At 39.3% G+C, this 25,878-nt stretch carries 28 protein-coding genes; 10 read left to right on the forward strand and 18 right to left on the reverse strand.

The window, feature by feature from the left end:
* Positions 1 to 1,173: 1,173 nt before the first annotated feature.
* Positions 1,174 to 1,389, reverse strand: coding sequence for a hypothetical protein (locus tag C1A47_RS17895; RefSeq protein WP_227539804.1), 216 nt, complete (start codon positions 1,387 to 1,389; stop codon positions 1,174 to 1,176).
* On the opposite strand from C1A47_RS17895, the gene C1A47_RS16235 reads away from it, so the two are divergent.
* A complete protein-coding gene (locus C1A47_RS16235; protein ID WP_264756274.1) occupies positions 1,390 to 1,464 on the forward strand; it encodes a hypothetical protein in 75 nt (24 codons plus the stop codon).
* Between the two features lie 135 nt (positions 1,465 to 1,599).
* Positions 1,600 to 2,205, forward strand: coding sequence for a LysE family translocator (locus C1A47_RS16240; RefSeq protein ID WP_111896067.1), 606 nt, complete (start codon positions 1,600 to 1,602; stop codon positions 2,203 to 2,205).
* A 34-nt stretch (positions 2,206 to 2,239) separates the two neighbouring features.
* Here the strand turns inward: C1A47_RS16240 and C1A47_RS16245 are convergent, their stop codons facing one another.
* Both C1A47_RS16245 and C1A47_RS16250 read right to left on the reverse strand, forming a co-directional pair.
* The gene (locus C1A47_RS16245; RefSeq protein WP_111896068.1) at positions 2,240 to 3,049 is read right to left on the reverse strand and encodes an AraC family transcriptional regulator; all 810 of its coding nucleotides are present in this window, start codon (positions 3,047 to 3,049) and stop codon (positions 2,240 to 2,242) included.
* Positions 3,050 to 3,123: 74 nt separating this feature from the next.
* Positions 3,124 to 4,101, reverse strand: coding sequence for a threo-3-hydroxy-L-aspartate ammonia-lyase (locus tag C1A47_RS16250; RefSeq protein WP_111896069.1), 978 nt, complete (start codon positions 4,099 to 4,101; stop codon positions 3,124 to 3,126).
* Between the two features lie 183 nt (positions 4,102 to 4,284).
* Between C1A47_RS16250 and C1A47_RS16255 the strand changes: the two genes are divergently transcribed.
* A complete protein-coding gene (locus C1A47_RS16255; protein WP_111896070.1) occupies positions 4,285 to 4,911 on the forward strand; it encodes a transcriptional regulator in 627 nt (208 codons plus the stop codon).
* A gap of 73 nt (positions 4,912 to 4,984) precedes the next feature.
* Here the strand turns inward: C1A47_RS16255 and C1A47_RS16260 are convergent, their stop codons facing one another.
* On the reverse strand, positions 4,985 to 5,845 hold the full coding sequence (locus tag C1A47_RS16260; RefSeq protein ID WP_413772972.1) for a PhzF family phenazine biosynthesis protein: 861 nt from the start codon (positions 5,843 to 5,845) through the stop codon (positions 4,985 to 4,987).
* A 99-nt stretch (positions 5,846 to 5,944) separates the two neighbouring features.
* Entirely contained in the window at positions 5,945 to 7,132 is a 1,188-nt protein-coding gene (locus C1A47_RS16265) for a multidrug effflux MFS transporter (RefSeq protein ID WP_111896072.1), read from the reverse strand.
* Between the two features lie 213 nt (positions 7,133 to 7,345).
* On the opposite strand from C1A47_RS16265, the gene C1A47_RS16270 reads away from it, so the two are divergent.
* Positions 7,346 to 8,221 carry a LysR family transcriptional regulator gene (locus C1A47_RS16270; RefSeq protein ID WP_162625974.1) on the forward strand — a complete coding sequence of 292 codons (876 nt, stop codon included), beginning with the start codon at positions 7,346 to 7,348 and terminating at the stop codon, positions 8,219 to 8,221.
* 89 nt (positions 8,222 to 8,310) lie between these two features.
* Here the strand turns inward: C1A47_RS16270 and C1A47_RS16275 are convergent, their stop codons facing one another.
* The 5 genes from C1A47_RS16275 to C1A47_RS16295 are packed head-to-tail and all read right to left on the reverse strand — an operon-like array spanning position 8,311 to position 12,130.
* Positions 8,311 to 10,314, reverse strand: a complete 2,004-nt coding sequence (locus C1A47_RS16275; RefSeq protein ID WP_111896074.1) for a hypothetical protein — start codon at positions 10,312 to 10,314, stop codon at positions 8,311 to 8,313.
* Positions 10,315 to 10,327: 13 nt separating this feature from the next.
* Entirely contained in the window at positions 10,328 to 10,939 is a 612-nt protein-coding gene (locus C1A47_RS16280) for a hypothetical protein (protein ID WP_111896075.1), read from the reverse strand.
* The gene (locus tag C1A47_RS16285) at positions 10,936 to 11,307 is read right to left on the reverse strand and encodes a prepilin-type N-terminal cleavage/methylation domain-containing protein (RefSeq protein ID WP_111896076.1); all 372 of its coding nucleotides are present in this window, start codon (positions 11,305 to 11,307) and stop codon (positions 10,936 to 10,938) included. Before C1A47_RS16285 ends, C1A47_RS16280 begins: the two co-directional genes overlap by 4 nt.
* Positions 11,285 to 11,749: a Tfp pilus assembly protein FimT/FimU gene (locus tag C1A47_RS16290; RefSeq protein ID WP_111896077.1), complete on the reverse strand. Its 465-nt coding sequence runs from the start codon at positions 11,747 to 11,749 to the stop codon at positions 11,285 to 11,287. Before C1A47_RS16290 ends, C1A47_RS16285 begins: the two co-directional genes overlap by 23 nt.
* A gap of 12 nt (positions 11,750 to 11,761) precedes the next feature.
* Complete coding sequence (locus tag C1A47_RS16295; RefSeq protein ID WP_111896078.1) at positions 11,762 to 12,130, reverse strand: type IV pilin protein; 369 nt, start codon at positions 12,128 to 12,130, stop codon at positions 11,762 to 11,764.
* A 464-nt stretch (positions 12,131 to 12,594) separates the two neighbouring features.
* Here C1A47_RS16295 and C1A47_RS16300 point away from each other — a divergent pair, with 464 nt between their 5' ends.
* Positions 12,595 to 13,224, forward strand: coding sequence for a CatB-related O-acetyltransferase (locus C1A47_RS16300; RefSeq protein WP_111896079.1), 630 nt, complete (start codon positions 12,595 to 12,597; stop codon positions 13,222 to 13,224).
* A 102-nt stretch (positions 13,225 to 13,326) separates the two neighbouring features.
* Here C1A47_RS16300 and C1A47_RS16305 read toward each other — a convergent pair whose 3' ends face one another.
* From C1A47_RS16305 to C1A47_RS16325, 6 genes are all read right to left on the reverse strand, one after another.
* On the reverse strand, positions 13,327 to 13,974 hold the full coding sequence (locus C1A47_RS16305; RefSeq protein WP_111896080.1) for a class I SAM-dependent methyltransferase: 648 nt from the start codon (positions 13,972 to 13,974) through the stop codon (positions 13,327 to 13,329).
* 159 nt (positions 13,975 to 14,133) lie between these two features.
* Entirely contained in the window at positions 14,134 to 15,021 is an 888-nt protein-coding gene (gene yddG / locus C1A47_RS16310) for an aromatic amino acid DMT transporter YddG (RefSeq protein WP_111896081.1), read from the reverse strand.
* 370 nt (positions 15,022 to 15,391) lie between these two features.
* A complete protein-coding gene (locus tag C1A47_RS16315; RefSeq protein ID WP_111896082.1) occupies positions 15,392 to 16,801 on the reverse strand; it encodes a PLP-dependent aminotransferase family protein in 1,410 nt (469 codons plus the stop codon).
* A 98-nt stretch (positions 16,802 to 16,899) separates the two neighbouring features.
* Positions 16,900 to 17,031, reverse strand: coding sequence for a hypothetical protein (locus C1A47_RS17970; protein WP_264756273.1), 132 nt, complete (start codon positions 17,029 to 17,031; stop codon positions 16,900 to 16,902).
* Positions 17,024 to 18,016, reverse strand: a complete 993-nt coding sequence (gene cydB / locus C1A47_RS16320) for a cytochrome d ubiquinol oxidase subunit II (RefSeq protein ID WP_111896083.1) — start codon at positions 18,014 to 18,016, stop codon at positions 17,024 to 17,026. Before cydB ends, C1A47_RS17970 begins: the two co-directional genes overlap by 8 nt.
* Positions 18,013 to 19,443: a cytochrome ubiquinol oxidase subunit I gene (locus C1A47_RS16325; protein WP_111896084.1), complete on the reverse strand. Its 1,431-nt coding sequence runs from the start codon at positions 19,441 to 19,443 to the stop codon at positions 18,013 to 18,015. Before C1A47_RS16325 ends, cydB begins: the two co-directional genes overlap by 4 nt.
* A gap of 321 nt (positions 19,444 to 19,764) precedes the next feature.
* Between C1A47_RS16325 and C1A47_RS17755 the strand changes: the two genes are divergently transcribed.
* Both C1A47_RS17755 and C1A47_RS16330 read left to right on the forward strand, forming a co-directional pair.
* Positions 19,765 to 19,920 carry a hypothetical protein gene (locus C1A47_RS17755; protein ID WP_004901698.1) on the forward strand — a complete coding sequence of 52 codons (156 nt, stop codon included), beginning with the start codon at positions 19,765 to 19,767 and terminating at the stop codon, positions 19,918 to 19,920.
* A gap of 26 nt (positions 19,921 to 19,946) precedes the next feature.
* Positions 19,947 to 20,750, forward strand: a complete 804-nt coding sequence (locus C1A47_RS16330) for a hypothetical protein (RefSeq protein WP_111896085.1) — start codon at positions 19,947 to 19,949, stop codon at positions 20,748 to 20,750.
* Positions 20,751 to 20,759: 9 nt separating this feature from the next.
* On the opposite strand, the gene C1A47_RS16335 is transcribed toward C1A47_RS16330, so the two are convergent.
* Positions 20,760 to 21,806, reverse strand: a complete 1,047-nt coding sequence (locus C1A47_RS16335; RefSeq protein ID WP_111896086.1) for a DNA-binding protein — start codon at positions 21,804 to 21,806, stop codon at positions 20,760 to 20,762.
* A gap of 194 nt (positions 21,807 to 22,000) precedes the next feature.
* On the opposite strand from C1A47_RS16335, the gene C1A47_RS16340 reads away from it, so the two are divergent.
* A complete protein-coding gene (locus tag C1A47_RS16340; RefSeq protein WP_111896087.1) occupies positions 22,001 to 22,954 on the forward strand; it encodes a site-specific integrase in 954 nt (317 codons plus the stop codon).
* Between the two features lies 1 nt (position 22,955).
* Here the strand turns inward: C1A47_RS16340 and C1A47_RS16345 are convergent, their stop codons facing one another.
* Entirely contained in the window at positions 22,956 to 23,762 is an 807-nt protein-coding gene (locus C1A47_RS16345; RefSeq protein ID WP_111896088.1) for a thioesterase family protein, read from the reverse strand.
* 232 nt (positions 23,763 to 23,994) lie between these two features.
* Between C1A47_RS16345 and C1A47_RS16350 the strand changes: the two genes are divergently transcribed.
* Both C1A47_RS16350 and C1A47_RS16355 read left to right on the forward strand, forming a co-directional pair.
* On the forward strand, positions 23,995 to 25,206 hold the full coding sequence (locus C1A47_RS16350; protein ID WP_111896089.1) for a DUF1615 family protein: 1,212 nt from the start codon (positions 23,995 to 23,997) through the stop codon (positions 25,204 to 25,206).
* Entirely contained in the window at positions 25,170 to 25,829 is a 660-nt protein-coding gene (locus C1A47_RS16355; RefSeq protein ID WP_111896090.1) for an HAD family hydrolase, read from the forward strand. The genes C1A47_RS16350 and C1A47_RS16355 overlap by 37 nt, the downstream gene beginning before the upstream one ends.
* The last annotated feature ends 49 nt before the right edge of the window (positions 25,830 to 25,878 follow it).

Genomic DNA, 25,878 nt, shown 5'->3' on the forward strand with positions numbered 1-25,878 from the left:
GATGTGCAAGGCACGTTTCTGGGCAGTCAAACCGAGCTGCTCAAGGCTGCTGTAAATATTATTAAACACGTTTTTTTCTGCTTGGGTTTTATTTTGCGCGGTATGTTACAAGAGCGAAAGAATGAAACCAACCCTTCTTTAGGATATTAACTTGCTGTTTTGTATTAAATATATAATGACCAATTGGTTAAATTACACACATGTTTATAATTTTGTGAAAGAGTTTTGGTTTCTGGAGCAAGAATGTGACATTGAAATTTTATCCATGTATTACAATACGGATTGTGCAATATCTTGCCACATTTATTTAATCAAAAATATATTATAATTTTGCAATATGTAGTGGAATAGACAAGCCAGATCGTTAATTATGATTTGTATCTTCCAAGTATTTAATATCTTTCGAATCTACAATTCTATAAACTTTGTCTTTTCCATCTCGCTTTAATATTGCTTTATCATTTAACATCTCAATTAAATACCAATTTTTCTAGCCATTATTTAATTGGACTTTATTGACGAAATATTCGGGTGATTTTTTTATAGATTTAGCTTCTACTGTTCCAATATATATAGGAATTACAGCAGCTAAAATAAATAACCACCAACTAGGATCTGATTTTTTTCGTAGTAAACTATAGAGAAAAGAAAATTGAAAAACTTGTAAAACATTTAAAATGAAAAAAATTATTACACTCATTCCTCCCAGAATATGTGAAATTTCCTTCATAAAAAACTGACTATTACTATTAAAAACATTAATATAATAGGAAATACAACAATAAATCTTATGTACCAAGAAGTTGATTGCAATTTATTCTCAACGATCGATCACTCCTAAGCAAATACCAATAAATAAACAGGAAATATATTTTATAGATGTTAGAACGATATAGTTTAATGGCAAAGAGCCTAGTACCCAATTAATACCTAGATTATTATAAAACCCTATTTTGTAGAGGCATCCATAGACTAGTGATAAAACTAGTAGAACATTAAAAAACTCTAACAAAGACAGATCATAATCTTCTTTTAATTTAGTGAGCATATTTTTCTTAAATTTAAAAAATATAAATATACATAGATTTTTCTATCTACTAAATAGCTATCATAAAAAAACTAAACGGTTTTAATATATAGATTTTTATAGACTAAACGGCAACATACTATCATCTATAGTACTAGGATCTGATTTCGCCTGAAAAGCACTGTAGCTGAAAGCAACTTGGCTGCTAGCCCAAACTGCCAAAAGTCAGCCACATGTCCAGTATCCAATGAGCTGCTGTCAAATTCCTGTTGTAGGCCATTCTTATCAACTTTTCTCACTTGCAGGATATTGCTGGGCTGACGTTGCATCGTTGGGAAGCCCCAACACAACTGACGAGTCATTTGCTTGATGCCAGTCTATGTATGATTGTTCAAGGCAAGAAAACGATCATCATTGATAAAGACAATCACAATTAAGCGTTACCACATTGCCAGATCATGATGACCAATAGTTATAGGTTTAGATGTTTCTGCACAAACGTACAATACAGTTGATTTAAGTGTCTTTAAGCTTTGTTCTTTCAGAAGTTATTTGATTGAACAGAGTAAGTCATGGAAATTTTTATTTATACCTTGAGTGTGATGTACAGCCCCGGTCCTGTCAATTTCATGGGATTAAATTCGGGTCTGACAGGTCAACTCAAGAAAACCATTCCTTTTTTTATTGGCGTTGGCGCCGCCATGCTACTTTTATTTCTGCTATTTGGCTATGTCGGCGAAGCGCTAATTCCTCATGACGATTTGCATTACATTGCTTTAGTTGGGGCAATTTATACCTTTTATGTCGCTTTTAAAATGCTGACGGCGCATTTAGATAACAATACCGATCAACCAAGCCTTTCATCTCTGACTTTCTGGAATGGTTTCTTCATTCAGGCATTAAATCCCAAAGGCATACTGGTGATTTTACCAGTCACAACCGTGATGTACCCTACTGCACATATCACAGGCAATATGATTGCAATCGTTTCACTACTGATTTCAATGGGTGCTGCTGGGGCACCTTTTACCTATGCTGTTACAGGTACAATGATTGGCAATAAAATTCAAAATCGGTCTTGGTTAAATATGCTCAATAAAATCATGGGCATTGCATTAATCATTTCTGGATTATTTATGCTAAAAAGCTTTTTACACGGTATTCAGGTGATTGTTTAACGGTCTTTCTTCAGACTGAAGAGTATTTGAAAGTTTATTTTTTACAAGATCTAAACTGGTTAATCGCTTTCCAGCGGTTCGGTGTAATCCCGAAAGTTTTGACAAAATGCCGACTCATATGACTTTGATCGAAAAAACCTGCGGTCATTGCTGCATCTATCAGAGACATGCCAGAAATAAGGCATGTCTTGACAATATCTAGCCGACGCATAGTCATATAGCGATGTGGGCTTGTTCCAAATAATAATCGAAAGTCTCGGGATAATCCCCAGCGATCACGATCTGTATTTTTCTCCAGATCATCCAGACTGATATTTTGATCAAGCGAAGCATGGATAAATTCCCGAGCCCTTTCTGCTGCAACATAGTCATATGAATGGTGCTTTTTTAAATTTTGCCCTGATACTTCACATAACACCGTCGCTAAATCATATAAAGCATCTTCCTCTTCCAGACTCTCAAATTGATATTCAAGATGTTGCAATAAGGTATCTGTGGCACGAAACAGCCTTGGATCATGGCTAATCCCATTGGGAATGAACGGTAAAGGTTTACCTTTAATCATTTTCTGGATCACCGCAGGCTCTATGTAGATCATGCGATAACGAAAACCATCTTGGCTGCCCGATTCACCATCATGCTTTTCATCTGGATGCAACACCATGGTCATACCAGGCTGACTATGACGAAATACACCACGATAATGAAAACTTTGTACGCCCGAGAGTGTTCTGCCAATGGCAAACGTGTCATGCGAATGTGGTTTATAAGCATGATTGGAGAAGAATGCTTCTATTCTTTCAATTTTGCTGCTATGTGCAGCATTCTTAATCCAATCATGCATATTGATATATTCAATCTGTATCTATCTTAAAAGATTAACATTGACCAAACCCTGAATATACGGAGTGAAGTGTATTAAAGCTGAGTTCCCGTCAACAATTGGCTATAGCGAATCATATCAATATTACCACCACTGATAATCACGCCAATCCGCTTACCTTTTAACTCATCTTTCAACATTCTTGCCGCAGTAAATCCTAAACAACCTGTTGGCTCAACAATCATTTTCATACGTTCTGCAAAAAAGTGCATGGATTTAACCAGTTCAGCATCTGGCACAGTTAAAATATCATCGACCTTGTCTTTGATAATCGAAAAAGTGTATTTCCCTAAATGCTGAGTTTGTGCGCCATCCGCAATTGTCTGTGGCGTGTCGATATGGACAATTTCACCTTTTCGAAAAGACTGCTGACCATCATTTCCTGCTTCTGGTTCAACACCATAAATTTTGCAATTTGGAGAGAGCTGTCTTGCGGCTAATGCAGAGCCTGCCAATAAACCACCGCCACCAAGACAAACAAATAGAACGTCTAGCTCTCCAACTTCTTCAAATAACTCTTTAGCAGCCGTTCCTTGCCCTGCAATCACATGAGGATGATCATACGGAGGAATCAGAGCCAGCCCTTTTTCTTTGGCTAAGGCTTGCCCGATTTCTTCACGGTTTTCGGTGTAGCGATTATATTCAACAACATTTCCGCCATAGCCTTTTGTTGCGGCTATTTTTGCGGCAGGTGCATCTTGTGGCATCACAATCGTGGCTGGTATCCCCAAAATTTTGGCAGACAGTGCCACACCTTGCGCATGATTTCCTGAAGAATATGCTACGACACCTTTTGCTTTTTGCTGATCATCCAACTGAGCTAAAGCATTCATTGCTCCGCGAAATTTAAATGCGCCCATACGCTGGAAATTTTCACATTTAAAAAATACTTCAGCGCCAAAGTCCTGATTGACTGTTCTGGAGGTTAAAACAGGTGTTTTATTGATATATTGATCGATACGTTGCGCTGCCAAAACCACATCATCATATGTAGGTAAATTTTGTTCTTGCATCTTTTCAAACCCATCTAAAATTGTGCTTCAATATATTAGATAAAATATACATAATAAGATTATTTGTCTAATTATTTTGATCTAAAATTCAAATTTTTCATATTTAAGACGAAAAATCTAAAAATACAGCGAAACTGTCTAAAAAAAGATAAAATCAACCTAGAGATGAAATTTGGAACTGAAATGTCAGAATTTGATGAAAAGCATTTATTAAAACAACTCGATACAATTGCCCAAGGGTTAAGTGAGACATTGTCACCATTCTGTGAAGTTGTGGTACATGACCTGACCCATCCTGAACATTCAATTCTTGCTATACATAACAATTTATCTGGACGAAAAGTTGGCGATCCTGCGACCGAGTTAGGACTTGCGAGAATCACATCATCAGAATTTCCCAATTTAATCACCAATTATGCAAACCAGTTTTCGGATGGACGACCTGCAAAAAGCACTTCTATCGGCATTAAAGACCCACAAGGGCAATATGTCGCTGCTTTATGCATGAATATCGATTTAACCCTGTTTCGAGGAATGCAAAGTGCTTTAGATCGTTTTACCCATATAGAAAGCAATCATATTGTTGAGCACTTAGAACCAAGAGGTAGCGAAGCCATTCGCCAATATATTGATCAGTATGCTGCGCAATTGGGTAAAACCACACACATGCTCAAACTTCAGGAAAGAAAAGCCTTGATGGCTGAATTAAAACAAAATGGCTTGCTGGAAATCAAAAAAGCGATTGAAACGGTTGCTCAGCATTTGGGAATATCAAGAGCCACGGCGTATTTGTATTTTAAAGACCTTTAGATTTGTAATGATTGACCAAGATTTCAATAAGCTTGCTTAATCAACAAGCTTATTTCTCTTCAAAAAGCTCGATTTAAATCTTAATTTGACCCTGTATACAGGTCACTGCTTGCCCTTCTACCCATATTTGCTCGTCTTGAATTGTTAATACCAGATAACCATCTCGCCCAACACATGAACCTTGAGAAGACTTCAATACAGTGTGATCAGTTTGTTGATGGTAACGGATAAATGCCGCAACACTGCCATTACCACTCCCGCAGACAGGATCTTCATTGACATCATAAGCGGGTGCAAAGGAACGTACTTCGATATGACGATCTGACCATGCACCATATAAGCAGACACCTGCAACATTTAACTCGCGACTAAAAGCTGCCATTTCAACAAAATCAGGTTTGGTATTTAAAACGGTTTCGGCATTTTCAGTATGTACCACAATCCAACGTGCGCCAACGTCCACTAAAGCAGGAGTTAATGCATAGTCGATTGGGCATCCTAAAGTTGTTACGACTTTTGCAACTTGATCAGGTTCTAGAACCGTGATCTTTGGCTGCGGTAATTCAAAGGCAATTTTGTATTGACCATTTTCAGCATTTTGAACCGTTAAATTGACTAAACCCGCTCCACATTCTTGGACGATTTTTCCATTTTTCACGGTGATGATCCCTTCTTCAAGCAAGGCATAGGCTGTGCCAATTGTAGGATGACCTGCAAAAGGTAGTTCTGTGACAGGTGTGAAAATCCGTACATGGTAATCTGCATTTGAGCTTTGGGCAGGTAGCACAAAGGTCGTTTCAGACAGATTCGTCCAACGTGCGATTTGTTGCATTTGTTCTGTGGTCAGAGTACTTGCATCCATCACCACAGCGACAGGATTTCCCTGAAACGGTTTTACAGTAAAAACATCAACTTGCTTAAATAACACCATCATTATGACTCTTTGTTTATATTTAGATTACTTTTTATCTTTGAAGAAATAACAGGCGACAAAATGGCTGTAATTTTCCAATCAAGACATGAAGATATACACTCATAAATCATATTTCAACCGATGATTCCATTGTTTTAGTCCTAGTACAAGGCAAGCTAGAACACTCAGCGTAAAAATAGAAAGACTTAAAGTATGCAGGTTTTCTCCGAAATATTTACTCATCAGATAGGAAACCAAACCCGCACTTCCAATTTGGAAAAAACCGATTAGCCCAGAAGCAACAGCCGTTTGCTGAGGCTGGCTATTAATTGCTGCGGCAACAGCCAAAGATAACGACGAACCATTCGCGAGGCTTACAAAAAACATGGCAATAATCAAATAAACAAAAGAAACCGATGCTATGAATAAACTACCGATAAATAGAATTCCTCCAAGTAAGAATAAGACGAGTCCAATCATCATAATTTGATCAGATGTTCTGCTTTTTAAAAGCTTTTTAGTGGCAATATTGGCGATCACAATACCAAAAGTCAGTGGCATATACAGCCAACCAACTTGCTGTGTCGTCAGGAAAAATACTTTTTTAAAAATAAAAGTAGATTGTGTCAGATAGACAAACCAAGCTTGATAAATAAAACAGACAACCGCCGTATATCGCCAAAAATTGCCATCTTTAAAAACGGTCAGATAACGATTCTTCGATGATTTTGCAACTTGTTGATGAGACTGCTCACTCGGTAAAACATAGATGGTGAGCGCTAACGCCGCAAATCCAAATAACCCGATAAAAATAAAATTACTTCTCCAGCCCAGATACGTCGATAAATATCCTCCGATTAATGGCGCAAGTGCTGGAGAAAGTGAGACAAATGGATAAACAATCGCATAGATCTGTGCGATTTCATGTTTGGCAAAATGACGGGAAATTAAATAACGCCCAATGACCAAGCCCGATGCAGCCCCTACACCCTGCAACAACCGACAAATCAGAAAGGCATTAAAACTCTCGACCAGTGAACAAGCCAGAGATGAACAGATGTAAATAAAGATACCTAAAATCAGGATGTTCTTATGTCCAAATCTTTCAATTACCGATCCATACAATAACTGGGAACAAGCAAGCGCAATCAGATAAATCGAAACAGAAAAAGTAATGTTCCATTCTTGAATATGAAAATAGTGGGAAATAACTGGTAATGCGGGAATATAAATATCAGAAGAAATTAAGCCAAACATACTTAAAATAATAATCAATGAAATTAGTGCGATATGATTGTGTTTGACCATGGTGCTTTCTCATTCAGATTCGTAGCACTGCATTCTATAAATGCTCGCCAATATGAGAAATACACATTACTTCAGCATAGTGCTGCATATTTGCATCAACGTTTTTCGCAATAGATGGCTTGCTCAGTATAAAATCTGAAATGATTGACCTTTATATAAAGCCACGTTTTACCAAAAAAAGCTGAGTGTATGGCTTTTTAGGAAATGATTAAAATGAATTGGAATGATCTTCAAATTTTTTTAAATATTTATCGTTATAAAACCCTACGCGCTGCGGCAAAAGAATTGGCGGTTGATCAAGCCACGATTGGCAGACGTTTAAATGAACTCGAACAACAGCTCAATACAAAATTATTTATTCGTTCTAAAAATGGCGCAATTGCAACGCCTGAAGCATTAAAACTCATTCCTTATGTCATTGAAATCGAAAAACAGATGCTTTCTTTAGCGCGTCAGGTCAAAGATGATCATCAGGAAATCTCAGGGATTGTTAAAATCAGTACAACGGATAGTTTGGCAGTCGAATTTATTATTCCTGTCATTGATCGACTGAAGCAGTTGTATCCATTACTCAATATTCACTTAATCACAAGTATCGATATTCTTGATCTCGATAAAGCAGAAGCGGATATCTCTATCCGAACGATTCGCCCGACTCAACCAGATTTGATTGTCCGTAAGTTGGCAGATTGGGAAGTCGGATTGTATGCCTCTGAAAAATATGTTCTCAATTATGGAATACCCACCAAGAATTTCGATCAGCATAAGTTTGTCATTTATCAGAAAGATGTTTTAAAGACTGATTCGCAAATGGCTGTTGGAGAATTACTATCACCTGAATTGATCGTTGCAGAAGTAAATTCTAGTTTGATGTTAACTTCGATCATTCAATCGGGTTCAGCAATGGGTGAAGTGGCAGAATATTTTGCGCAAAAAGCACAATTCATCAGGGTTTTTCCAGATAAAAAGCGCACTCAAAATTATCAAGTTTGGTTAACCATGCATAAAGATGTCTATAAAACCCAAAAAATCCGTGTGGTTGTCGATCAAATTGTTAAGGCCTTTGAATGCAAGATTTCTATTCAATAAAGCATATAAAAGCCCCTTTAAATTGATAAAGGAGCTTTTAAAATGGGATTGGGTTTAAAAATCAGATCATCTTTTAAAGATAAAGCTATTTATAAATACCTTGCCCAAAGGACTGTTGCAGTAATAGTTGTAGTCGTTGTTGTACCCGAACTGGTATTGGTACCACCTGTTCCTGTCGAAAAGTCAGGGTGATCTTTTAAGGTTGATAAATCAATTGTGGTTGACCCTGTAAATTTAGAACCTTTGCTTGTATCACCAAGACCTGCGGCAGATAAAGAACCTACAATTGTACTACTACCAGAAGTGCTTAAAAGATTTCCCGCAATTACATTACCATATACGGTTGCCTGAGCACCAAGAGAGATATTCCCACCTGTGTAAGTGGACTGACATAACGCGACTGTCGTTGCATTGGTACATGAACCCGCCAAGAGAGCAATGTTACCAATACTTGCAGGAATTAATGACGTACTTGAACTACAAAGATTCGTTGGTCGTCCAAAGTCAGTACTATTACAGACTACGCTAGCACCAGCATAGTTAGGAGCTTGCAGGTTAATTGAACCACCATAATCAATACTTCCTGTCGCCAAGAAGGTATCTACATATTGACCTTGTAGCGGTTTAAGATCACCCTTAAATAAAAAGACTCCTGGTGCTAAAGCTGGATAACCTGAATTACCATTGGTATTTAATGACCATGTTCCGCCACTGTAGGCAATCACATCAGCACGTGAATATTTAGGGTAGATATAGCCCACTGGCGTACTGGAACAGATATTTTTATTATCAACACTACTACAGAGCTGACCAACATAGGTATTATAGTTTTCGACGTATTTTGCAATCCGATAGTTTCCATTAGGAATACCATTTACATTTTGAACTGTAACAATAATATTTTTACTGCTATCGACACTTAAAATATAGTTCGCTTGTGATTCATAACTTAATGCATTCACAATTGGTTTACTTGGTGCAGTGACCGTCACTAAAGCGCCTGTAGCAACAATTGAATTTGTTCCTGCTGCTAAGGTTTTGGTGTTTGTAGTTGGACAAGATTTAAAAGTCACTGCATTTAATAGACTATAACTAGACCAGTTAACAGAAGTACATGTCAGTAATCCTTCACTCGTCACATTGGTAACGGTTGGCCAACCAGACATCGTGACATTACCTTTAGCTTGTGTTGTATTGACCTGACCATTACTGATATTGACATAACTTCCTGCTGTAAATGCTTGAGCCGTCCCACCACTTTTCCAGTCAATATAACTTAGGGTGTGAGCAGTATTCACATTGACCCCGCCACCTAGACTGATATATTGATCTGCGTATAAATCCCCTTGAGTACCGCCACCTGTGATATTAATCCATCCTTTAGCAGAAATTAATTGAGAGGATGCGCTTCCTGTCAGAGTGACATTGCCATTGGTGTAAATATTATTAATTTGAGCAGAACTGGTTAAAGTCACATTACCTGTTGTATTTAAGGTATCGATTCCTTTTAACCCTACACCGCCTGTCGAGAAGTCACCATAGACATTTATTGAAACACTGCCTGTGCCATTTTGACTAAATGTAATCCCGCCAGACAAATCCAGATCACTGTAAATATCCATGACTGAAGTCGTACCTGTACTTGTTCCAGTCCCTGTACTGCTTGATGATGTCGATGTCGGCATGACATTGTACAAAACCTGAATCGTCGATGCTGCCTGAGCAGTGCTACTTGTATTCTTAATGGTTGCAATAATTTTGTATGGATCTGTAGTTGTGGTAGGTGGCGTAATTGAGTTGATAGAAGCTGTGATTCCTGTGACACCAATACTCACTGTACCAGTACTTAAACTGCTCAATTGAGTAGAACTCAGGCTTTCAAAGTATTTACGTAAAATTTCAACTCCGCTCCACGCACCTTCTTGTGCATTTGTCACAGCATGGCTAGATACAGCTGCTTGTTGCTTACTTCGAATATAATAAGCTGTACTTAAAATCGCGACGGCTAATGCGACCCCAACGAGCATCACGGTCAGTACGGTTGCAACCCCTTTTTGTGATGTCGCAAAATTTGGCTGGGCTTTTCTTATCATAAAAATGACCCTGTTAAGATGTAATGCTTGATAAGCAAATCGGAAAATTTATAGAGTTTGCTGAAATGGTCAGTTTTGGATGATTTGCCACTTTCCCAACACCATATGGCGTACATGACTCTGTTGTTAGCACAAAAGCAATGGTTGAAGTAGATGGTAGTACCGCTAAAACACGATCTACAGACCATTTCAAGCTATTGAGAGAAGCGGTTTCCGCACAGCCATCAGCAGCCGTTTTGAGTAAAATCAGTTTGTTTTTATCGTTATTAATAACGCTTGCAATACCCTGACAGGTTAAAGTGCTTGTATTACCTGGCGTTGAGTAATAACGCCATAAAGCAGATTGTCTGTTGTCTACGGTAATGCCACCATCTAACTGAAGTGGATTAGGCGCAATGAGAACATTGGTACCAGAAGAAAAACCAAAACCTGCACTTTGTGCCAAGATTTGTGCAACGGTAAAACCATTATAGATTTGGGTCTGTTGCTTTGAACTTTGACGAGATTCAACACTGTTGACCATCACCGCACGAAAAATTGTGACCAGTGCAATTAAACATAAGAGAGAAATTAATAGGCCAATCATCAGGCTAATCATGGTTGAACCTGTTTGATGATGCTTCATGATGAATCTCCAACGCGAACTTCTCCACCCAAAGAATCATCCGTTACACTCAACACAGGTTTTTGTAGACTGATGCTATTTTGTTCCACGGTAATATTTTGCTGGGTACACGTCACTGTGACATTCAAAGTTTTATCATTGACCGTGATTTGTGGTGTTGTGCCACACAAATCACTTCCAGATTGTAATAAAACCCGAAGCTGGTCTACCGCTGTCTGTTGGATGTTACTTTGCCGCTGTGTTTTTAAAATCTTACCGATACTCAGCGCCCCGCCCAAAGCAATAATGCTGGTTAAAAGCAATGCAACCAATGCTTCAAGCAAGGTTGCCCCACGTTGATGCAAATTAGTTGAATGTATAGGTTTCATTGAGATCGCCATTGGTTATTGTTATGACTTGATCGCTTGTACATGGTGAAGCAGAAAGTTGTCCCCCTAAATGACCAAAAGCAATACATTGAACATTAGCGCCAGATGTATCTTTAATTTGAACGCTCGACGGAAGATCAAAATTATAATTAGATGCAGAGTTACAGTTTGCCGCAGTGCTTGAGCTGGATTTGTGTACCGACAAGACTTGATTATTGAGACAGACTTGAGTCACAGCAGAATTATCTGTAAATCCACTTTCATTTTTAATCGCGGCTGATTTAGCTAAATTAATTGCATTATCGAGAGATGAAACGGTTTTTGTTAACTCCGCTTGCCTAACCCAGTCTCGTGTAAAGGCAGCACCCGCTACGGCTAAAATTGCCAAAATCGCAATCGTCACCATAATCTCAATCAGCGTAAAACCAGACATTTGACGCATAAACACTCCAGATTAATAGGTATCGCATGAACTTGGTGATGACGATGTATTCGTCATGGTCATTGTGCAATTCCCTTTGGTCGCGGTGAGCGTGTAGCTGCTTGCTGTTGATGTTGCTGTGTAGGAAAAAACATCTTCACTCGGGTTCCATGAAGTAAAGGCTGTTTTTACAGCTGAGGTTGTTGTGGCAGTGGCAACGGGATAACTTAATGTTCTTTGATAGGTATTTTCGAGCACTAAACTGAGTGAAATCAGATCTGCTTGTGCAGATTTAATATGTGCCCTTTTTACATAGTTTCCATATGCGGGAACTGCAATACTGGCAAGAATCGCCAAAATCACAATAACAATCATAAGTTCAATTAAAGTAAAACCTTTCATACAAAGCTCTTATTTGTCTTTATTTATTTGTGGAAGAAATGCAATTTTTTGATCTTTAAAAAGCTGGCATTTTATTACAATTTAATTATTAAATCATAGTTTATTTTTAAATTATTTAACCTTATTTACATAAAAAAACATTATTAAAATGAGTTGATCTTTATTTATTTGTGATGCATGTCGCATTTTTAATTTTTAAATCTAAGCAATTGCTAAGGTTTCTCAATATAATTTAAATTCATGGGTGGCGTAAAATACCATTAATGAACAAATATTGTCACATTAAAACATTTTAAAATTAGTGTGAAAAATAATCTTTTTTAAAAATAAGATGCTATTTACAGGTTCATTAATTTAAAAAATCCAAAAGATTGTTTTAATCAATGAATCAAGTCCAAGGTTCGCACTCATCTTCAAGACAAGGTAAAATCAGCCCTCTATTTTGATTGATTTAATCTGACGCAATGCAAGACTCCACAATTAACTCCCCTGTAAAGCACTGGTGTGAATTTGAATTTATTTCAAAAACTGTAAAAAACCCTAACATCCATATTCGAGGGAATTACAGTTATTACAGTGCATATTGGGATAGCGGATTTGAGCGTTGTGTTGTTCGATATTTACATGACAAACCTTCGACTGTAGAGCGCCCGATTGATCAGCTCTATATTGGTAATTTTGTCAGCTTTGGTGCAGAGTGCGTGATTATGATGGGTGGGAATCAGTTGCATCGAACGGACTGGATTGCCGCTTTCCCGTTCGATACGCGTAGTTTTGTTGCTTCGGGCGATACGGTGATTGGTGATGGATGTTGGATTGGGAGTCGCGCCATGATTATGCAAGGTGTGACACTCGGTGAAGGTGCTGTGGTGGCGACGGGTGCTGTCGTGACTAAAGATGTTCCTGCTTATGCCGTAGTTGCAGGTGTTCCAGCGCAGGTGATTAAATATCGTTTCCCTGCTGATGCGATAGAAAAACTGCGCTCTGCCAAAATTTATGATCTGGATGAAAAAGTCTTTTTAAAAATGAGAGAAAAATTCCAGTCCGATGATGTTGATGCATTACTTGAATTTTTAAAAGAGCAGATTGCTTAGCCAGTATTTACGCATTGATCCATAAAGAAATTTCTAAGCCAACCAAACCTGATGAATCATTTAAACTAAAGAAAAAGACTTCTTAAAAAGTCTTTTTCTGTTCTAGTTATGCGCTTCTTGGCTGGGTTGAGGATCAAATACCCATAAGGTATTTAAAAACTCTTGCTTTGATCCCCATGGCGTTTCATGTAGCTCAATGTTGTATTCATATAGTTTAAAATCAGCACCTAACCGTTTTTTCATTTTTTCAATATCATAACGTTCAACAGGTAAACCACTACATTGAGTTGGACCATTTTCAGAAAAAGTTGAGATGGCAACAAAGCTTTCCTTTTTGAGCGCATTACGCATTGTATTTAAATATTTTTCCTGCTGTTCTTGGCTTACCATAAAATGAAAGACTGCCCGATCATGCCACAAATCAAAAAAGTGTTTTGGCAACTTGACCTGACAGACATCTGCTGTAATCCATTCAACATGAGTTGCATCAAGGTTTTTTTCATTTAACCTGCTTTGCGTTGTTTTTAATGCTGTTTCGGATAGGTCAAGAACAGACAGATTTTTATATCCCAACTCAAGTAAATGATCTATGAGACAAGATGCCCCCGAACCCACATCAATAATATGTGCATTGGCTGGTAAATGTATTGTCTTCAATAAGTCGATCAAGTGAAATTTTTTTTCTTGATACCAGCTGACTTGATTTACTTCTTTGGTTTTATAAACCTGTTCCCAATAATTATCGTTCATCACAATTATCCTGCACACAGTGACATTCAACGATTTTAATATAACTCAATTAGCGAATATGTATTGTGATGTGCCTGTTTAGTCAGAAAATTTGTATTTGATCATGGTTAGCAGATTCTAGAAATTATTGCTGGAATCTGCCAATCCAATATGGATTTTTCAGGATTTCTGCCGCGTGGCAAACCAACAGAGTATCGAACCGATACAGACCATTGCCGCACCCTGCCAAAATGCCAGTGATAATGGCGTATGTAATACAATTGCTGCTAATGCTGCCGAAAAAACGGGAATAAAATACGAAGCCCCAGCGAGAATCGTCACGTTTCCATGTAATATCCCGACATTCCAAGCAGCATAACCAAAGCCCATTGCTGCTGCTGCCAAAACCAAATAAATGATGGCTTGCAGACTAAAATGCATCGGCTCAGTCGCAAAAATAAAATACTTTATCCATAAAATGCTTGCTGTCAGCATAAAAAATAAAGTCACACCATTTTTACCATTGGCAATACGAGCAGTCACTGTGCAGTATCCTGCCCAAATTAATGCACCAACAAATGCTAAACCATAACTGAGAGGATTGTCTTGGATATTGTGTAGCATGTTGGCGATATTAAAGCCTTGATCTCCACCTAAAACCCAGCAAATTCCTACAATCGCTAAAATAAAACCAGGAATAATCAGTAAACTCGATTTTTGCTGATTAAATAGAATCGCGGCAACCATCGTCAGCGCTGGCCATAAATAATTGACCATACCGACTTCAATGGCTTGTTGATGTGTATTGGAGTAGCCAATGGATAAAGCCAGACACAACTCATAAGATACGAATAGCAAACTTCCCCAAATCAAATAACGCTTGGGAAATTGTTGAATTTTGGGAAAACCTACACTAAACAGTAAAAAAACAGAAGCAACACTATAAATCATGGCTGCGCCGCCAGTGGCTCCCAAATAATCACTGACGCTACGAATTAGCCCAACAATCGAGCTCCAAAGTAATACCGCTATTAAGCCAATTAGGGTTGCATTTCTTTTGCTTATCATGATTTAAAGTCACTTAAAATTTCTTGCATCGTTAGAGAGAGAAAACCATCAAGATTCTAGCATTTAGGGCAAAAGAACAAACTCTAAATCAAGAAATTACTTCCCAATATTTTTTCCTGAAACCAAGAACTTAATGAATGGGCATATGATTTATTTAAAGTGAGCAATTCGGAATAAATTCGGGCATTAAAATGCAAAAAACCACATAGTCGTTAAACTATGTGGTCAAAAATAGAAACTACAGCGTAATATATTTCCTATACTTAAAGTGTATAGGAAATACATCTTTTTAGTCAATACAAGATCATCATTTTTAACTTATTTTTTAAAAATTAGCATTCACTTTTGTTTTTACAAGGGCTTTACCCTTCTACATTTTTGCTGAATAAATACTTTGTACAAGCTGTTCTAAAGCATATTGAATGCGCTCATCCATATCAAATGAGCAATTAATCCGAATGAAATTCTGTGAAGAAACATCTAGGCGAAACAAGCTACTGGGTGCGATGGCAATACGTTGTTGTAATAGCTGTTGATATAAAACTGTACTATTTACATGCTCAGGCAATTTAATCCATAAGAAATAGCCACTGGAATAATAATAAATTTCACAATCTTGAGATAAATGATCTTTTAAAAACTGATAAAACACCTGTTTGTTTTGTTCGAGCTTTAAACGTAATTGCCGCAAATGTTTTTCATAATGATGACTCGATAAAAAATCGACCAAGGCATGCTGTACCAAGGTACTGGCAGATAGGGTGCTCATCAGTTGTAAGTGCTGAATAGCATTGGAAAATTTACCGACATGTACCCAGCCAATGCGTGTCCCCATTCCGATGGTTTTGGAAAATGAAGAACAATGCAGCACATAGTTATGCTGGTCAAAGTATTTCATTGGTAAGGGTTTTTGTGCGCCGTAGTACAGTTCCTGATAGACATCATCTTCGATCAGATAGACCTGATGTTCATGCAGTAATTTGGCAATCTCAAACTTGATTTCATTACTGACGGTAAAGCCAATCGGGTTGTGTGTATTGAGCATCAGCCAGCAGACTTTAATCGGATATTGATTCAACGCAGCTTCAAAAGATGCCAGATCAAAGCCATGTTGTGGATGCTCAGGAATGGTAATCACCTTCAAACCAAGGCGTTCTGCGGCTTGCCATGCGCCGTAGAAGATATTTTGTTGCAGCAGGATATAATCGCCTGCTTGGGTCAGTGCTTGTAGAGAAAGATTAAGTGCTTCCAATGCCCCTGAAGTAATTACAATATCATTGGCATCGGTTGGAATGCCTTGCAGGCTGTAACGGCTCGCAATAATTTTTCGCAGTTCCAGATTCCCTGGCGGCATACTATCCGAATTTAGGTAGCTGCGTTTACGCTTGGCGTGTTGCGCAATAATCTGCATGAGCTTGCTGTTATAGAGCAAATCTGAACAAGGAAATGCCGAACCGAGCGGCACAACATCTTCATCCTGCATGGCTTTTAAGAAATTAAAAACCTGAGAGTTAATTTCAATATGAGCGTTGAGACTGGTTTCAGGATGATGCGCCAGTTCCTGTGTAGCCAAATTCCCTGCGACAAAATAACCCGATTTCTGTTTGGAATAGACCAAGCCCTGCGCTTCAAGCTCCTGATAGGCGTTCAGCACAGTCATTAAACTAAAACCTGAACGCTGTACCTGTTCACGCAAGGATGGAAGTTTACTGTGGGCTTGCCATGAACCATTTTCAATAAGTGCCCGTATGCTACGCGCCAGTTGTTCTGATTTATACATAATTTATAAAGGCAAACCCAAAGTTGGAAAATGATAGCTTCTTTCATCGTGCTTTATGTGTTTAAGGCAAACCCGATAAAAGAAGCTTCTCTCTTGTTTTAATGCAAACTGGCTTTGGCGAGTAGCAGTAAACTACGAAAAATTCCCGCAACGACAGCCAAACTCAAAAAGCCGAATAACCATAATACAATAAACCATTGCCATTGTTTGAGTTGCAGTCGTTTAGTCATGATAACCCTCATCACCAATGCGTACTTTGTCTTTAAATACCCAGTATGCCAAAGCTGTGTACACCAAGATAATTGGCAATAAAATACATGCGCCAATCAACGCAAACAGTTGACTGCTATACGGCGCGGCTGCCTGCCAAATCGTGACAGATGGCGGAATGATATTGGGCCACAGGCTAATCAGAAAACCGATATAAGCAAGCGTCACCAATGCCAGCATATACATAAACGGTTGATGTTCTAGGTGACGTTGACAGGCACGATACAGTTGATAACTCACAAAAATTACCAACACAGGCACGATACTCAAATAATAGATATTTGGTGCACTAAACCAGCGTGTTGCAATTTCAGCATGTTGCAACGGTGTATAAATACTGACGCCAAGGAAAATTATCAGCAATCCTAGCAGGAGTTTTGGCATCAATTGATACATACGTTGCTGAAGATCAGTTTCAGTTTTCATGATCAGCCATGCGCAGCCCAAAGCAGCATAAACTAAGACCACCCCAAAACCTGTAAAGACAGAAAATGGCGTCAACCAGTCCCAAGCCTCTTGTTGTGGATGGATGCCCTGAATATAAGCACCTAAAATCATGCCTTGGAAAAAACTGGCAAGCACTGATCCCCAAGTAAACCCCAAATCCCACAAATAGCGACTACGATGTGCCTTAAAACGAAACTCAAATGCCACACCCCGAAAAATCAGTGCAACCAGCATAAACATAATCGGTAAATACAGTGCTGACAGTACCATCGAATACACCAATGGAAATGCAGCATATAACCCCGCACCACCCAACACCATCCATGTTTCATTACCATCCCACACAGGGGCAACCGTATTCATCATCACGTCACGTTGCTGCTTGTCAGTCACGACAGGAAATAAAATCCCGATACCGAGATCAAACCCGTCCAGAATCACATAAATCCAAACTCCAAGACCAATAATCCCGACCCAGATTAATGACAAATCCATCATGATTTTTTCTCCTCATCGAGATCTTCAGCATCGAGCATACTCATTGGACGCATTGGCGTTTTAAAATGCCCAACACCAGTCGCTTCCTGATGTTCCAAGGTTTGATGCTGTGGCCCTTTACGAATCAGTTTAAACAGGTAATAAAAACCGCTGCCGAACACAATGCTATACACCACCACAAAAATCGTCAGGCTCAGTCCCACCTGTGGTGCAGACACCTGATGCGACAAACCATCAATGGTTTTTAGTAAGCCATACACCACCCACGGCTGACGCCCAACTTCTGTGGTGACCCAACCTGCCAGTAAGGCAATATAGCCACTCGCACCCATTAACATGGCGAAGCGCAGAAAGCCACGACTGTCATATAAACGCTGGCGATAACGCAGCCACAATGCCAGTACCGACATCAACACCATCAGCATGCCCATTGACACCATGATACGAAAGCTCCAGAACACCAGTAAGGCATTGGGACGTTCATCACGCGGGAAATCTTTCAGACCCGTCACAACGCCGTTCATTTCATGGGTTAAGATCAGGCTACCCAAATATGGCACACCCAGTTCAAAATGGTTCTTTTCTTGCTGCATGTCAGGAATAGCAAATAACAACAGTGGCATCGGCTCTTGATGATTGGTTTCCCAATGCCCTTCGATTGCTGCTAGTTTGGCAGGTTGATGGTGCAGGGTATTTAAACCATGCTGATCGCCCACCACCAGTTGCAGACTAGAGGTCAGCAAAACCATCCACAGCCCCATTGAAAATGAGGTTTTGACCAAGGCATCGCGGCGACCTTTGAGTAAGTGCCATGCCGATGACCCAGTGACCAGTAAGCCTGACACCAGAAATGCCGCAATGCCCATATGTGCAAAGCGATATGGAAAACTTGGATTAAAGACAATCGCCCACCAGTCTTTCGGCACTAAAATGCCATGTTCAAGGGCAATGCCTTGAGGGGTTTGCATCCAACTGTTAGAAGATAAAATCCAGAACATAGAAATACATGTGCCGATGGCGACCATTAAGGTAGCAAAGAAATGGGCTTTTTCACTGACTCGCCCCCAGCCAAACATCATGATGCCCAGAAAGCCTGCTTCGAGGAAAAATGCACTCAGCACTTCATACGTGAGTAAAGGGCCTGTCACACTTCCCGCAATTCGGGAAAATTCACTCCAGTTGGTACCAAACTGATACGCCATGACAATGCCAGACACGACACCCATGGCAAATGCCACAGCAAAAATTTTCAGCCAGTATTTAAACAAGTCCTGATAGAGCGGGTTGCGGCTACGCAGCCATTTCCATTCTAAAACGGCAAGGAAACAGGCTAAACCAATCGAAGTGGCAGGAAAAATAATATGAAAAGAAACGGTAAAGGCAAACTGCATTCTTGCCAAAGCGAAAGCGCTCAAACCAAAATCCATAATCACCCTCCCTGTACGAAAGTAGTGAATACGTTGCAAAGATTCATAACAGATGCTCTGTAAATGATGACTTTGTTATGATGCAGAGCACCCTGTTAAATTGTTAGATACAAAACAATGCTGAAAAAATATAACAGTTATCAGGAGAAATCTGCAGATTATGGGGATTTCCTACTCAAAAAGTCAGGTTTTTATCGGTTTAAGTTGCATCTGCACTAAAAAATGGCTCATCTGTTATAGTTTTTTAGAACAGATTTGTATCTACTCAAAAAGCGGCATTTTTCTCAAAATAGCAGCAAGTTCTATTGAGGAATTACGCACATGAACAACGATGATGAAAACAAAAAACCAGTACAAAAGTATGCTGACAGCAGCATTTCTGACAAAGCCTTTAAAAACCTATTGTTTTGGTTTGCACTGTATACCGTACTGTTTTGTATTGGTGTGGTCTTCGCCGTTGGGGCGGACATGAAATAATGATCCAGCGTATACGGGAGCCACTTATGTTCATCACGCCTGAACTACAACATTTGCCTCAGATTTTTAATTTACCGCAACTCTCGGAAGCTGTGCAGCATCGTCTGAGCATGGAATACATGAATCTTGAGGGTGCGATTTTACGGGCAAAAGTGGTACGGGCGTTTGGACGGCAAAATCTGCATTATCTGATTCAAGATGCAGTACAGGAACAGGATGCCAACTTGGGATATGTATTTAGCCCCTTTATTTTTGCCAATTTGAATAAACCCTGCATCTATAGCACGCCTCATACGACCAGTATTGACAATATTTTGGGACGTTTTGGCAAGATTCAGCATAAAGTCAAAACAGATTATGCCCTTGATGCCATGCAGATGTATGTCGATCTACAAGATCCGCATTTTGCTACTCTGGAGATTTTGCAATTGGGTGTGTTACGTGCTTTATGCCGACCCGATCTCAAGCATCTTTTTTTGATCACTCAATGGACTGACTTTAATTACAGCGCAATTGCACAGATTGAGCAGTTTCTCAATGTGCAGATTCATATTATTCATTCAGCAGCACGGAGTGATCTGCCAGTACCAGCAGCCAGTGAGATTAAACTCAAAAAATTACTGTTTAAACATAAAGATGCTCAATATATAGCGCTCTGTGAATACTTTTCCAAGCAAAATGCCGAGCTGCTGAAATGCTGTGACAGTTTAAAACTGGAACAAAATGCGCGACTGATCGAAGATATGTTCTATAGTGAACACATCTTCGAAAAAATGTCCGTCTATAGTGAATATATTCAGACGCTTTCACAAAATGCACTGCATGGCTGAATATGCTATTTAGCCATCAGCACATTTGTTCTGTAGCACTGCATCAGGTGTTTTAGCTGCAAACTGTTGTAATAGATGATTTAACTGCTCAGAAAACTGCTGTTGCAAATAGAGTTCAGACTGTGTTTGTTTAAGCTTGCCTTGGGTTTGCTCAAGCTGCTGCTGTAATGACTGGTGTGTATGTTCAGCTTGCTCTAAGATCTCTTGCTGCTGTTGAACTTGCTGCTTTAGCATTGAAAATTCTTGTGTCTGTTGTCGATATTCTTTTTTTAAATCAGCCAATTCACCTTGTTGTTGTTGATTCTGTTGCTGTAACTGCTGAACGTGATTGTGCTGTTGTTCTAGATATACAGCTTGTTTGGTGTGTTCAGTGTGCAATACAGACAGCTCATTGTTTTTTATCACAATCGTCTGCTGTAACTGCTGAATTTCAGTCTGCAATTGTTGCACCGCCTGATCATGACGCCGTAAATCTTGTTGACGCTGTTCCTTGACCGACTCTCGGTAATGCTCCAAAGCTTGTTGGGCATGTTGAAACTTATCTTCAAGTGCAACGCGGTGTTGTTCATTCTGCTGAAGTCTGTCTTTTAAATCAGTGGTTTGCTGCTCTAAACGATTTCGCAATATCGTTTCTTGTTGCAAGTTCTGCTGAAGTTGTTGCTGTGTCTGTATTAGCTCATCCACCTGAGTATTTTTCTGCTCAAGCTCTGCCTGAGTATCTGTCAATTGCACATTTAAGCGCTGTAGTTGCTGCTGTTGTTCTGTTTCACGCTGCTGCATTTGCACCTGAAACGCCTCAATTTTTTCTTGTGCTTCTTGGTGTAATTGCTCGGAAAGTCGTTGCACCAAATTTTGCAGCGTTTCACTAATGGAGGGTTGGGCAATAACATCACCCTCTTCTTCCTCAAGCTCTTTTAAATACTTATGAATCGTGCTTTTGGAGCCTGTATTCCCCAGTTCAATCCGTACAGCATCGACAGATGGATATTTTTCTTGTGCTAACAAGGTATCACGGGCTTTCTTGACTTGTTGCTTGCTGAGACCTGTACGGGACATGCTGCACCTGAATATCATAATGTATTATGTAATACATAATAACATAATAAAAATAAGCTTCTTGATTTTATTTTTAAGTGAAAATAAAAGCTGGATAATTAATGATTATCCTGTGTTATAGTGATTTGGACGAAATTAGGCAAATCTAGCATTACACTTCGGTATGCACGCTATATTGGAGCTAAAAACGCAAAATGAATCGTCTGGATCAGTATTTACAGGCTGCAACACGGGAAAATACCCGAAAAAGCTACGCTTCTGCGCTCAGACACTACGAGGTGGAATGGCAAGGTTTATTGCCTGCGACTGCGGATAATATTGCTCAGTATTTGGCAGATCATGCTGAAACCTTATCAATTAATACATTAAAACAAAGACTTGCAGCACTATCGCAGTGGCATGTTGAGCAAGGCTTTCCCGATCCGACCAAAGCACCGTTAGTGAAGCAGGTCTTTCGCGGCATAAAAGCAGTACATCCTGCTCAGGAAAAACAGGCAAAACCTTTAGAAATCGTAGAGCTAGAAAACGTTGTTCATTATTTAGATCAGGAAATTGTGATACAGCAAACACAAGGAAATTTTGCACAGGAAATGCGTTTAAAACGCGACAAGTCTTTATTATTACTGGGTTTTTGGCGTGGTTTTCGTGGTGATGAACTCACCCGTTTACAGGTTGAGAATATTCAAGTTTCCCCTCAAGAAGGCATGCAATGCTTTTTGCCATTTAGCAAAACTGACCGACAGTTTCAGGGTCAAACATTCCAAGTTCCTGCATTAGCCAGACTTTGCCCTGTACAAGCTTATACAGACTGGATCGAAATCAGTGGTTTAACAGAAGGTTTTGTATATCGAGGGATACATCGTTATGGCAAGTTGTCTGATCAGGGTCTGCATATTGACAGTTTATTGCCTTTACTACGCAAGATCTTTGCCCAAGCGCAAATCGCAACACCAGAAAGTTATAGTACCCACTCATTACGCCGTGGTTTTGCCAACTGGGCGAGTCAAAGTGGCTGGGATGTGAAAACACTGATGCAGTATGTCGGCTGGAAAAATGTCAACTCGGCATTACGTTATGTGGAAGCAGCCAATCCTTTTCAGGGATTTTCCAAGAATTGGCTGGAACATAAAAATGATGAGTCCTTTTAGTCTATGCCATTGGTCTTAACGTCAGGATTTGCTCACTTCGTCCGAACGGCCCTTGTTCATCATGTAAAATCGAGCTGGTCAGTCCAATACCATCTTCGCCGTACTGTTGAACTGTTTCCAGTCCTAGCCAGCGACCATGTGGCATTCGGTGTAAATGGATTTGTAGATCTAGATTTGCAAATGACCAAGAAAAAAGACCTTTTTGTCGAGGTACAATCCCATTTGCTGTATCCACCAGTCCCATTAAGTGTACAAAATCACTGGTTGGTTCATCTTCAACCATTTCGATATGGGTGTTTAACCAGACAATGCCTTTGCCTGCACGGGTCAGTGAAGCATGAGTTCTGACTTCAACACTTTCAATATAACCCCCTGGCCATTGTTTTAAACGTTCTTCAGGTAAGCTGTGTTCAGGTTGAGAAATACTATCATCTTCTAAACCTGCAATACTTCGAGTGTCGAGTGTTTGCATACGCCAAGCGCGTGCCACAATACAAATCTTTCCTTGAGCCAGCATTTTCGCTTCAATCAGTTCAATGGTACGGCCTGCACGAATCACATGGGTTTGAATGGTAAATTCACCAGCTGCAATTAAACCGAAAATATCAAGACTAATCCGCCCAATACGCATATTCTCCCGAGGGAAGAAGCGTTCTAGCTCAGTACAAAGAATACCTGTAGCAGGTGCCATATGTTGCTCATGTGCATTCCATGCGCCTTGTGCATGGTTGGTTGAGCAATAATTTGCCGTTGTGGTTCGCTTCTCATTGTCTTGATGACGCTGTAACAATTGATAATATGCAGTCATAATATCCCTATATTTTTGTTTATTATTCTCACAAAGTGTAAACTGACACACTTAGGAAACCAAGCCATCAGGATGATCCTAACAGTTCATATTTAAAATTCAATGTCTTAATTCACTTCAAATAAGCAAGAATAAATTGCTGATCTAACAATATACATCGCTAAGAAAACTCTCTACAATCAGCAGAATAAATGGTCGAATTGGCTTTGTGCGTAATTAGTGTTTGGCTTACATGAATAAAACTTCTTATCTAAAACCGATTTGTCGGATTTTCACAGTTTTGGCAATATCTACAGGTTTGGTTGCTTGTGGTAACAACTCTCTTTTTTCTAAAGATGATGAAAAAATTCTCCAAGAAAAACAAATCAAACGCCTGATCCCACCTCACGTGAGTAACCGTGAGTCTTGGGCCAAAGATATGAATGACATTATGGACGAACTCAAAATTGAAAAGTCCAAGGAAAATGTCTGTAGTATTGTAGCGATTGTCGATCAGGAATCTAATTTTGTTGCCAGTCCTCGCGTACCCGGACTTGGGCAAAAAGCAATGGCTGAAGTGAATACTCGTTTACAGGAAAAATTTACTGATAAATTGGGGACAACCATTGGGACGCCGATTGCAGGTTATTTTGAGAAAGTTCTCAGAACCCAACCTACACCTGAAAATAGCTACTTTAAACAGATGGCAAAAGTCAAAACTGAGCAAGACTTAGATGTTTTGTATCGCCAGATTTTTGACTATATGTCCAAGCATTATCATGTCAGTGCTTTAACAGGCGCAGCGAAATTGGTCGGTCAGGATATTGGCGAACGTATGAACCCGATTACGACCTTGGGTTCTATGCAAGTGCTTGTTCGTTACGCTCAGGATCATCAAAAAGGTCATATGAGTGTCAATGACTTACGTGATTACTTATATACGCAATATGGTGGTATGTATTATGGTATTCATCGCCTGATGCTCTATAAAGCTGACTATGACAAACCAATTTACCGTTTTGCAGACTATAACTCGGGTATGTATTCGAGTCGTAACGCATCATTCCAAAAAACAATCAATACGCTGACTGGCTCTGATTTGGCATTAGATGGCGATTTGTTACTGTACGATAAGAATGAAGATGTTCAATCTACCAAAAGTTCAACTGAATTGGCTCTCACCAAATTGTTTGCACAAAAAGGTGTGATTATTACGACACGCCAGTTACGCAGCGATTTAAAACAAGAAAAAACGGAAGATTTTGAGAAAACTCAAACGTATTTAGCCGTAGCAAAATTGTATAAACAGCAAACAGAAAAAGAAATGCCATACGCGACCATGCCACATGTGGTAATTTCTGGGCCGAAATTAAGCCGTAACTACGATACCAATTGGTATGCCCGCCGTGTCAATGGACGCTATGAATCATGTATGCATCGCGCCAGACGTCTGAAAACCTCTTAAAAAAACAGGGCAAAACCCTTGCCCTGTTTGATTTTGACGGAACACTGTGCTTGACAGATAGCTTTACCCAATTTATTTTTTACACCTTGTCAAAGAGACATATTATTCGGCAGGGTGTAAAGATTCTCCCTTGGATTCAGGGTTATTATTTAAATCTGTATCCTGCACATGCCATGCGCGCAAAGCTCTACAGCCAGATGTTTAGTCAGCAAAACCTGCAAGAAATCCAGAAATTAGCATGGGAATATAGCCATGATTTGCTTGAGCATTTAAATCCTGTTCTTTTGGCTCAACTGAAGCAACATCAAGACTATGGACATGAGATTGTCATTGTTTCAGCATCACTAGATTTGTATTTAAAACCAATTGCACAGCATTTAAATGTCGCTCTCATCTGCACTGAAACTGAAAAACAACAGGATATTTTAACAGGACAATATGCAAGCCCAGATTGTAGTGGTGAGCAGAAGAAATTGAGAATTTTAGATCATTACAATGTAACGGAGTATCATCAGATTTACGCGTATGGCAATAGTCATGAAGATGAAGAAATGCTAGAGCTAGCGCATTATCGATATATGGTTGGTCGGGATTCGTATTTACCGCAGATTTCTTCAAATTAAAAATTAACAGGCACTTGATTCAGTGCCTGTTGAGTGGTTTTGGAGTGCT

This window comes from Acinetobacter sp. MB5 (genome assembly GCF_003261585.1).
GTDB lineage: Bacteria > Pseudomonadota > Gammaproteobacteria > Pseudomonadales > Moraxellaceae > Acinetobacter.

What these genes read in the sequence shown, in the direction of transcription:
- C1A47_RS17895 (WP_227539804.1), bottom strand. Translation starts at nt 1,389, where the DNA reads ATGACTCGTCAGTTGTGTTGGGGCTTCCCAACGATGCAACGTCAGCCC.
- C1A47_RS16240 (WP_111896067.1), top strand. Translation starts at nt 1,600, where the DNA reads ATGGAAATTTTTATTTATACCTTGAGTGTGATGTACAGCCCCGGTCCT.
- C1A47_RS16245 (WP_111896068.1), bottom strand. Translation starts at nt 3,049, where the DNA reads ATGCATGATTGGATTAAGAATGCTGCACATAGCAGCAAAATTGAAAGA.
- C1A47_RS16250 (WP_111896069.1), bottom strand. Translation starts at nt 4,101, where the DNA reads ATGCAAGAACAAAATTTACCTACATATGATGATGTGGTTTTGGCAGCG.
- C1A47_RS16255 (WP_111896070.1), top strand. Translation starts at nt 4,285, where the DNA reads ATGTCAGAATTTGATGAAAAGCATTTATTAAAACAACTCGATACAATT.
- C1A47_RS16260 (WP_413772972.1), bottom strand. Translation starts at nt 5,845, where the DNA reads ATGATGGTGTTATTTAAGCAAGTTGATGTTTTTACTGTAAAACCGTTT.
- C1A47_RS16265 (WP_111896072.1), bottom strand. Translation starts at nt 7,132, where the DNA reads ATGGTCAAACACAATCATATCGCACTAATTTCATTGATTATTATTTTA.
- C1A47_RS16270 (WP_162625974.1), top strand. Translation starts at nt 7,346, where the DNA reads ATGAATTGGAATGATCTTCAAATTTTTTTAAATATTTATCGTTATAAA.
- C1A47_RS16275 (WP_111896074.1), bottom strand. Translation starts at nt 10,314, where the DNA reads ATGATAAGAAAAGCCCAGCCAAATTTTGCGACATCACAAAAAGGGGTT.
- C1A47_RS16280 (WP_111896075.1), bottom strand. Translation starts at nt 10,939, where the DNA reads ATGAAGCATCATCAAACAGGTTCAACCATGATTAGCCTGATGATTGGC.
- C1A47_RS16285 (WP_111896076.1), bottom strand. Translation starts at nt 11,307, where the DNA reads ATGAAACCTATACATTCAACTAATTTGCATCAACGTGGGGCAACCTTG.
- C1A47_RS16290 (WP_111896077.1), bottom strand. Translation starts at nt 11,749, where the DNA reads ATGCGTCAAATGTCTGGTTTTACGCTGATTGAGATTATGGTGACGATT.
- C1A47_RS16295 (WP_111896078.1), bottom strand. Translation starts at nt 12,130, where the DNA reads ATGAAAGGTTTTACTTTAATTGAACTTATGATTGTTATTGTGATTTTG.
- C1A47_RS16300 (WP_111896079.1), top strand. Translation starts at nt 12,595, where the DNA reads ATGCAAGACTCCACAATTAACTCCCCTGTAAAGCACTGGTGTGAATTT.
- C1A47_RS16305 (WP_111896080.1), bottom strand. Translation starts at nt 13,974, where the DNA reads ATGAACGATAATTATTGGGAACAGGTTTATAAAACCAAAGAAGTAAAT.
- yddG (WP_111896081.1), bottom strand. Translation starts at nt 15,021, where the DNA reads ATGATAAGCAAAAGAAATGCAACCCTAATTGGCTTAATAGCGGTATTA.
- C1A47_RS16315 (WP_111896082.1), bottom strand. Translation starts at nt 16,801, where the DNA reads ATGTATAAATCAGAACAACTGGCGCGTAGCATACGGGCACTTATTGAA.
- C1A47_RS17970 (WP_264756273.1), bottom strand. Translation starts at nt 17,031, where the DNA reads ATGACTAAACGACTGCAACTCAAACAATGGCAATGGTTTATTGTATTA.
- cydB (WP_111896083.1), bottom strand. Translation starts at nt 18,016, where the DNA reads ATGATGGATTTGTCATTAATCTGGGTCGGGATTATTGGTCTTGGAGTT.
- C1A47_RS16325 (WP_111896084.1), bottom strand. Translation starts at nt 19,443, where the DNA reads ATGGATTTTGGTTTGAGCGCTTTCGCTTTGGCAAGAATGCAGTTTGCC.
- C1A47_RS17755 (WP_004901698.1), top strand. Translation starts at nt 19,765, where the DNA reads ATGAACAACGATGATGAAAACAAAAAACCAGTACAAAAGTATGCTGAC.
- C1A47_RS16330 (WP_111896085.1), top strand. Translation starts at nt 19,947, where the DNA reads ATGTTCATCACGCCTGAACTACAACATTTGCCTCAGATTTTTAATTTA.
- C1A47_RS16335 (WP_111896086.1), bottom strand. Translation starts at nt 21,806, where the DNA reads ATGTCCCGTACAGGTCTCAGCAAGCAACAAGTCAAGAAAGCCCGTGAT.
- C1A47_RS16340 (WP_111896087.1), top strand. Translation starts at nt 22,001, where the DNA reads ATGAATCGTCTGGATCAGTATTTACAGGCTGCAACACGGGAAAATACC.
- C1A47_RS16345 (WP_111896088.1), bottom strand. Translation starts at nt 23,762, where the DNA reads ATGACTGCATATTATCAATTGTTACAGCGTCATCAAGACAATGAGAAG.
- C1A47_RS16350 (WP_111896089.1), top strand. Translation starts at nt 23,995, where the DNA reads ATGAATAAAACTTCTTATCTAAAACCGATTTGTCGGATTTTCACAGTT.
- C1A47_RS16355 (WP_111896090.1), top strand. Translation starts at nt 25,170, where the DNA reads ATGTATGCATCGCGCCAGACGTCTGAAAACCTCTTAAAAAAACAGGGC.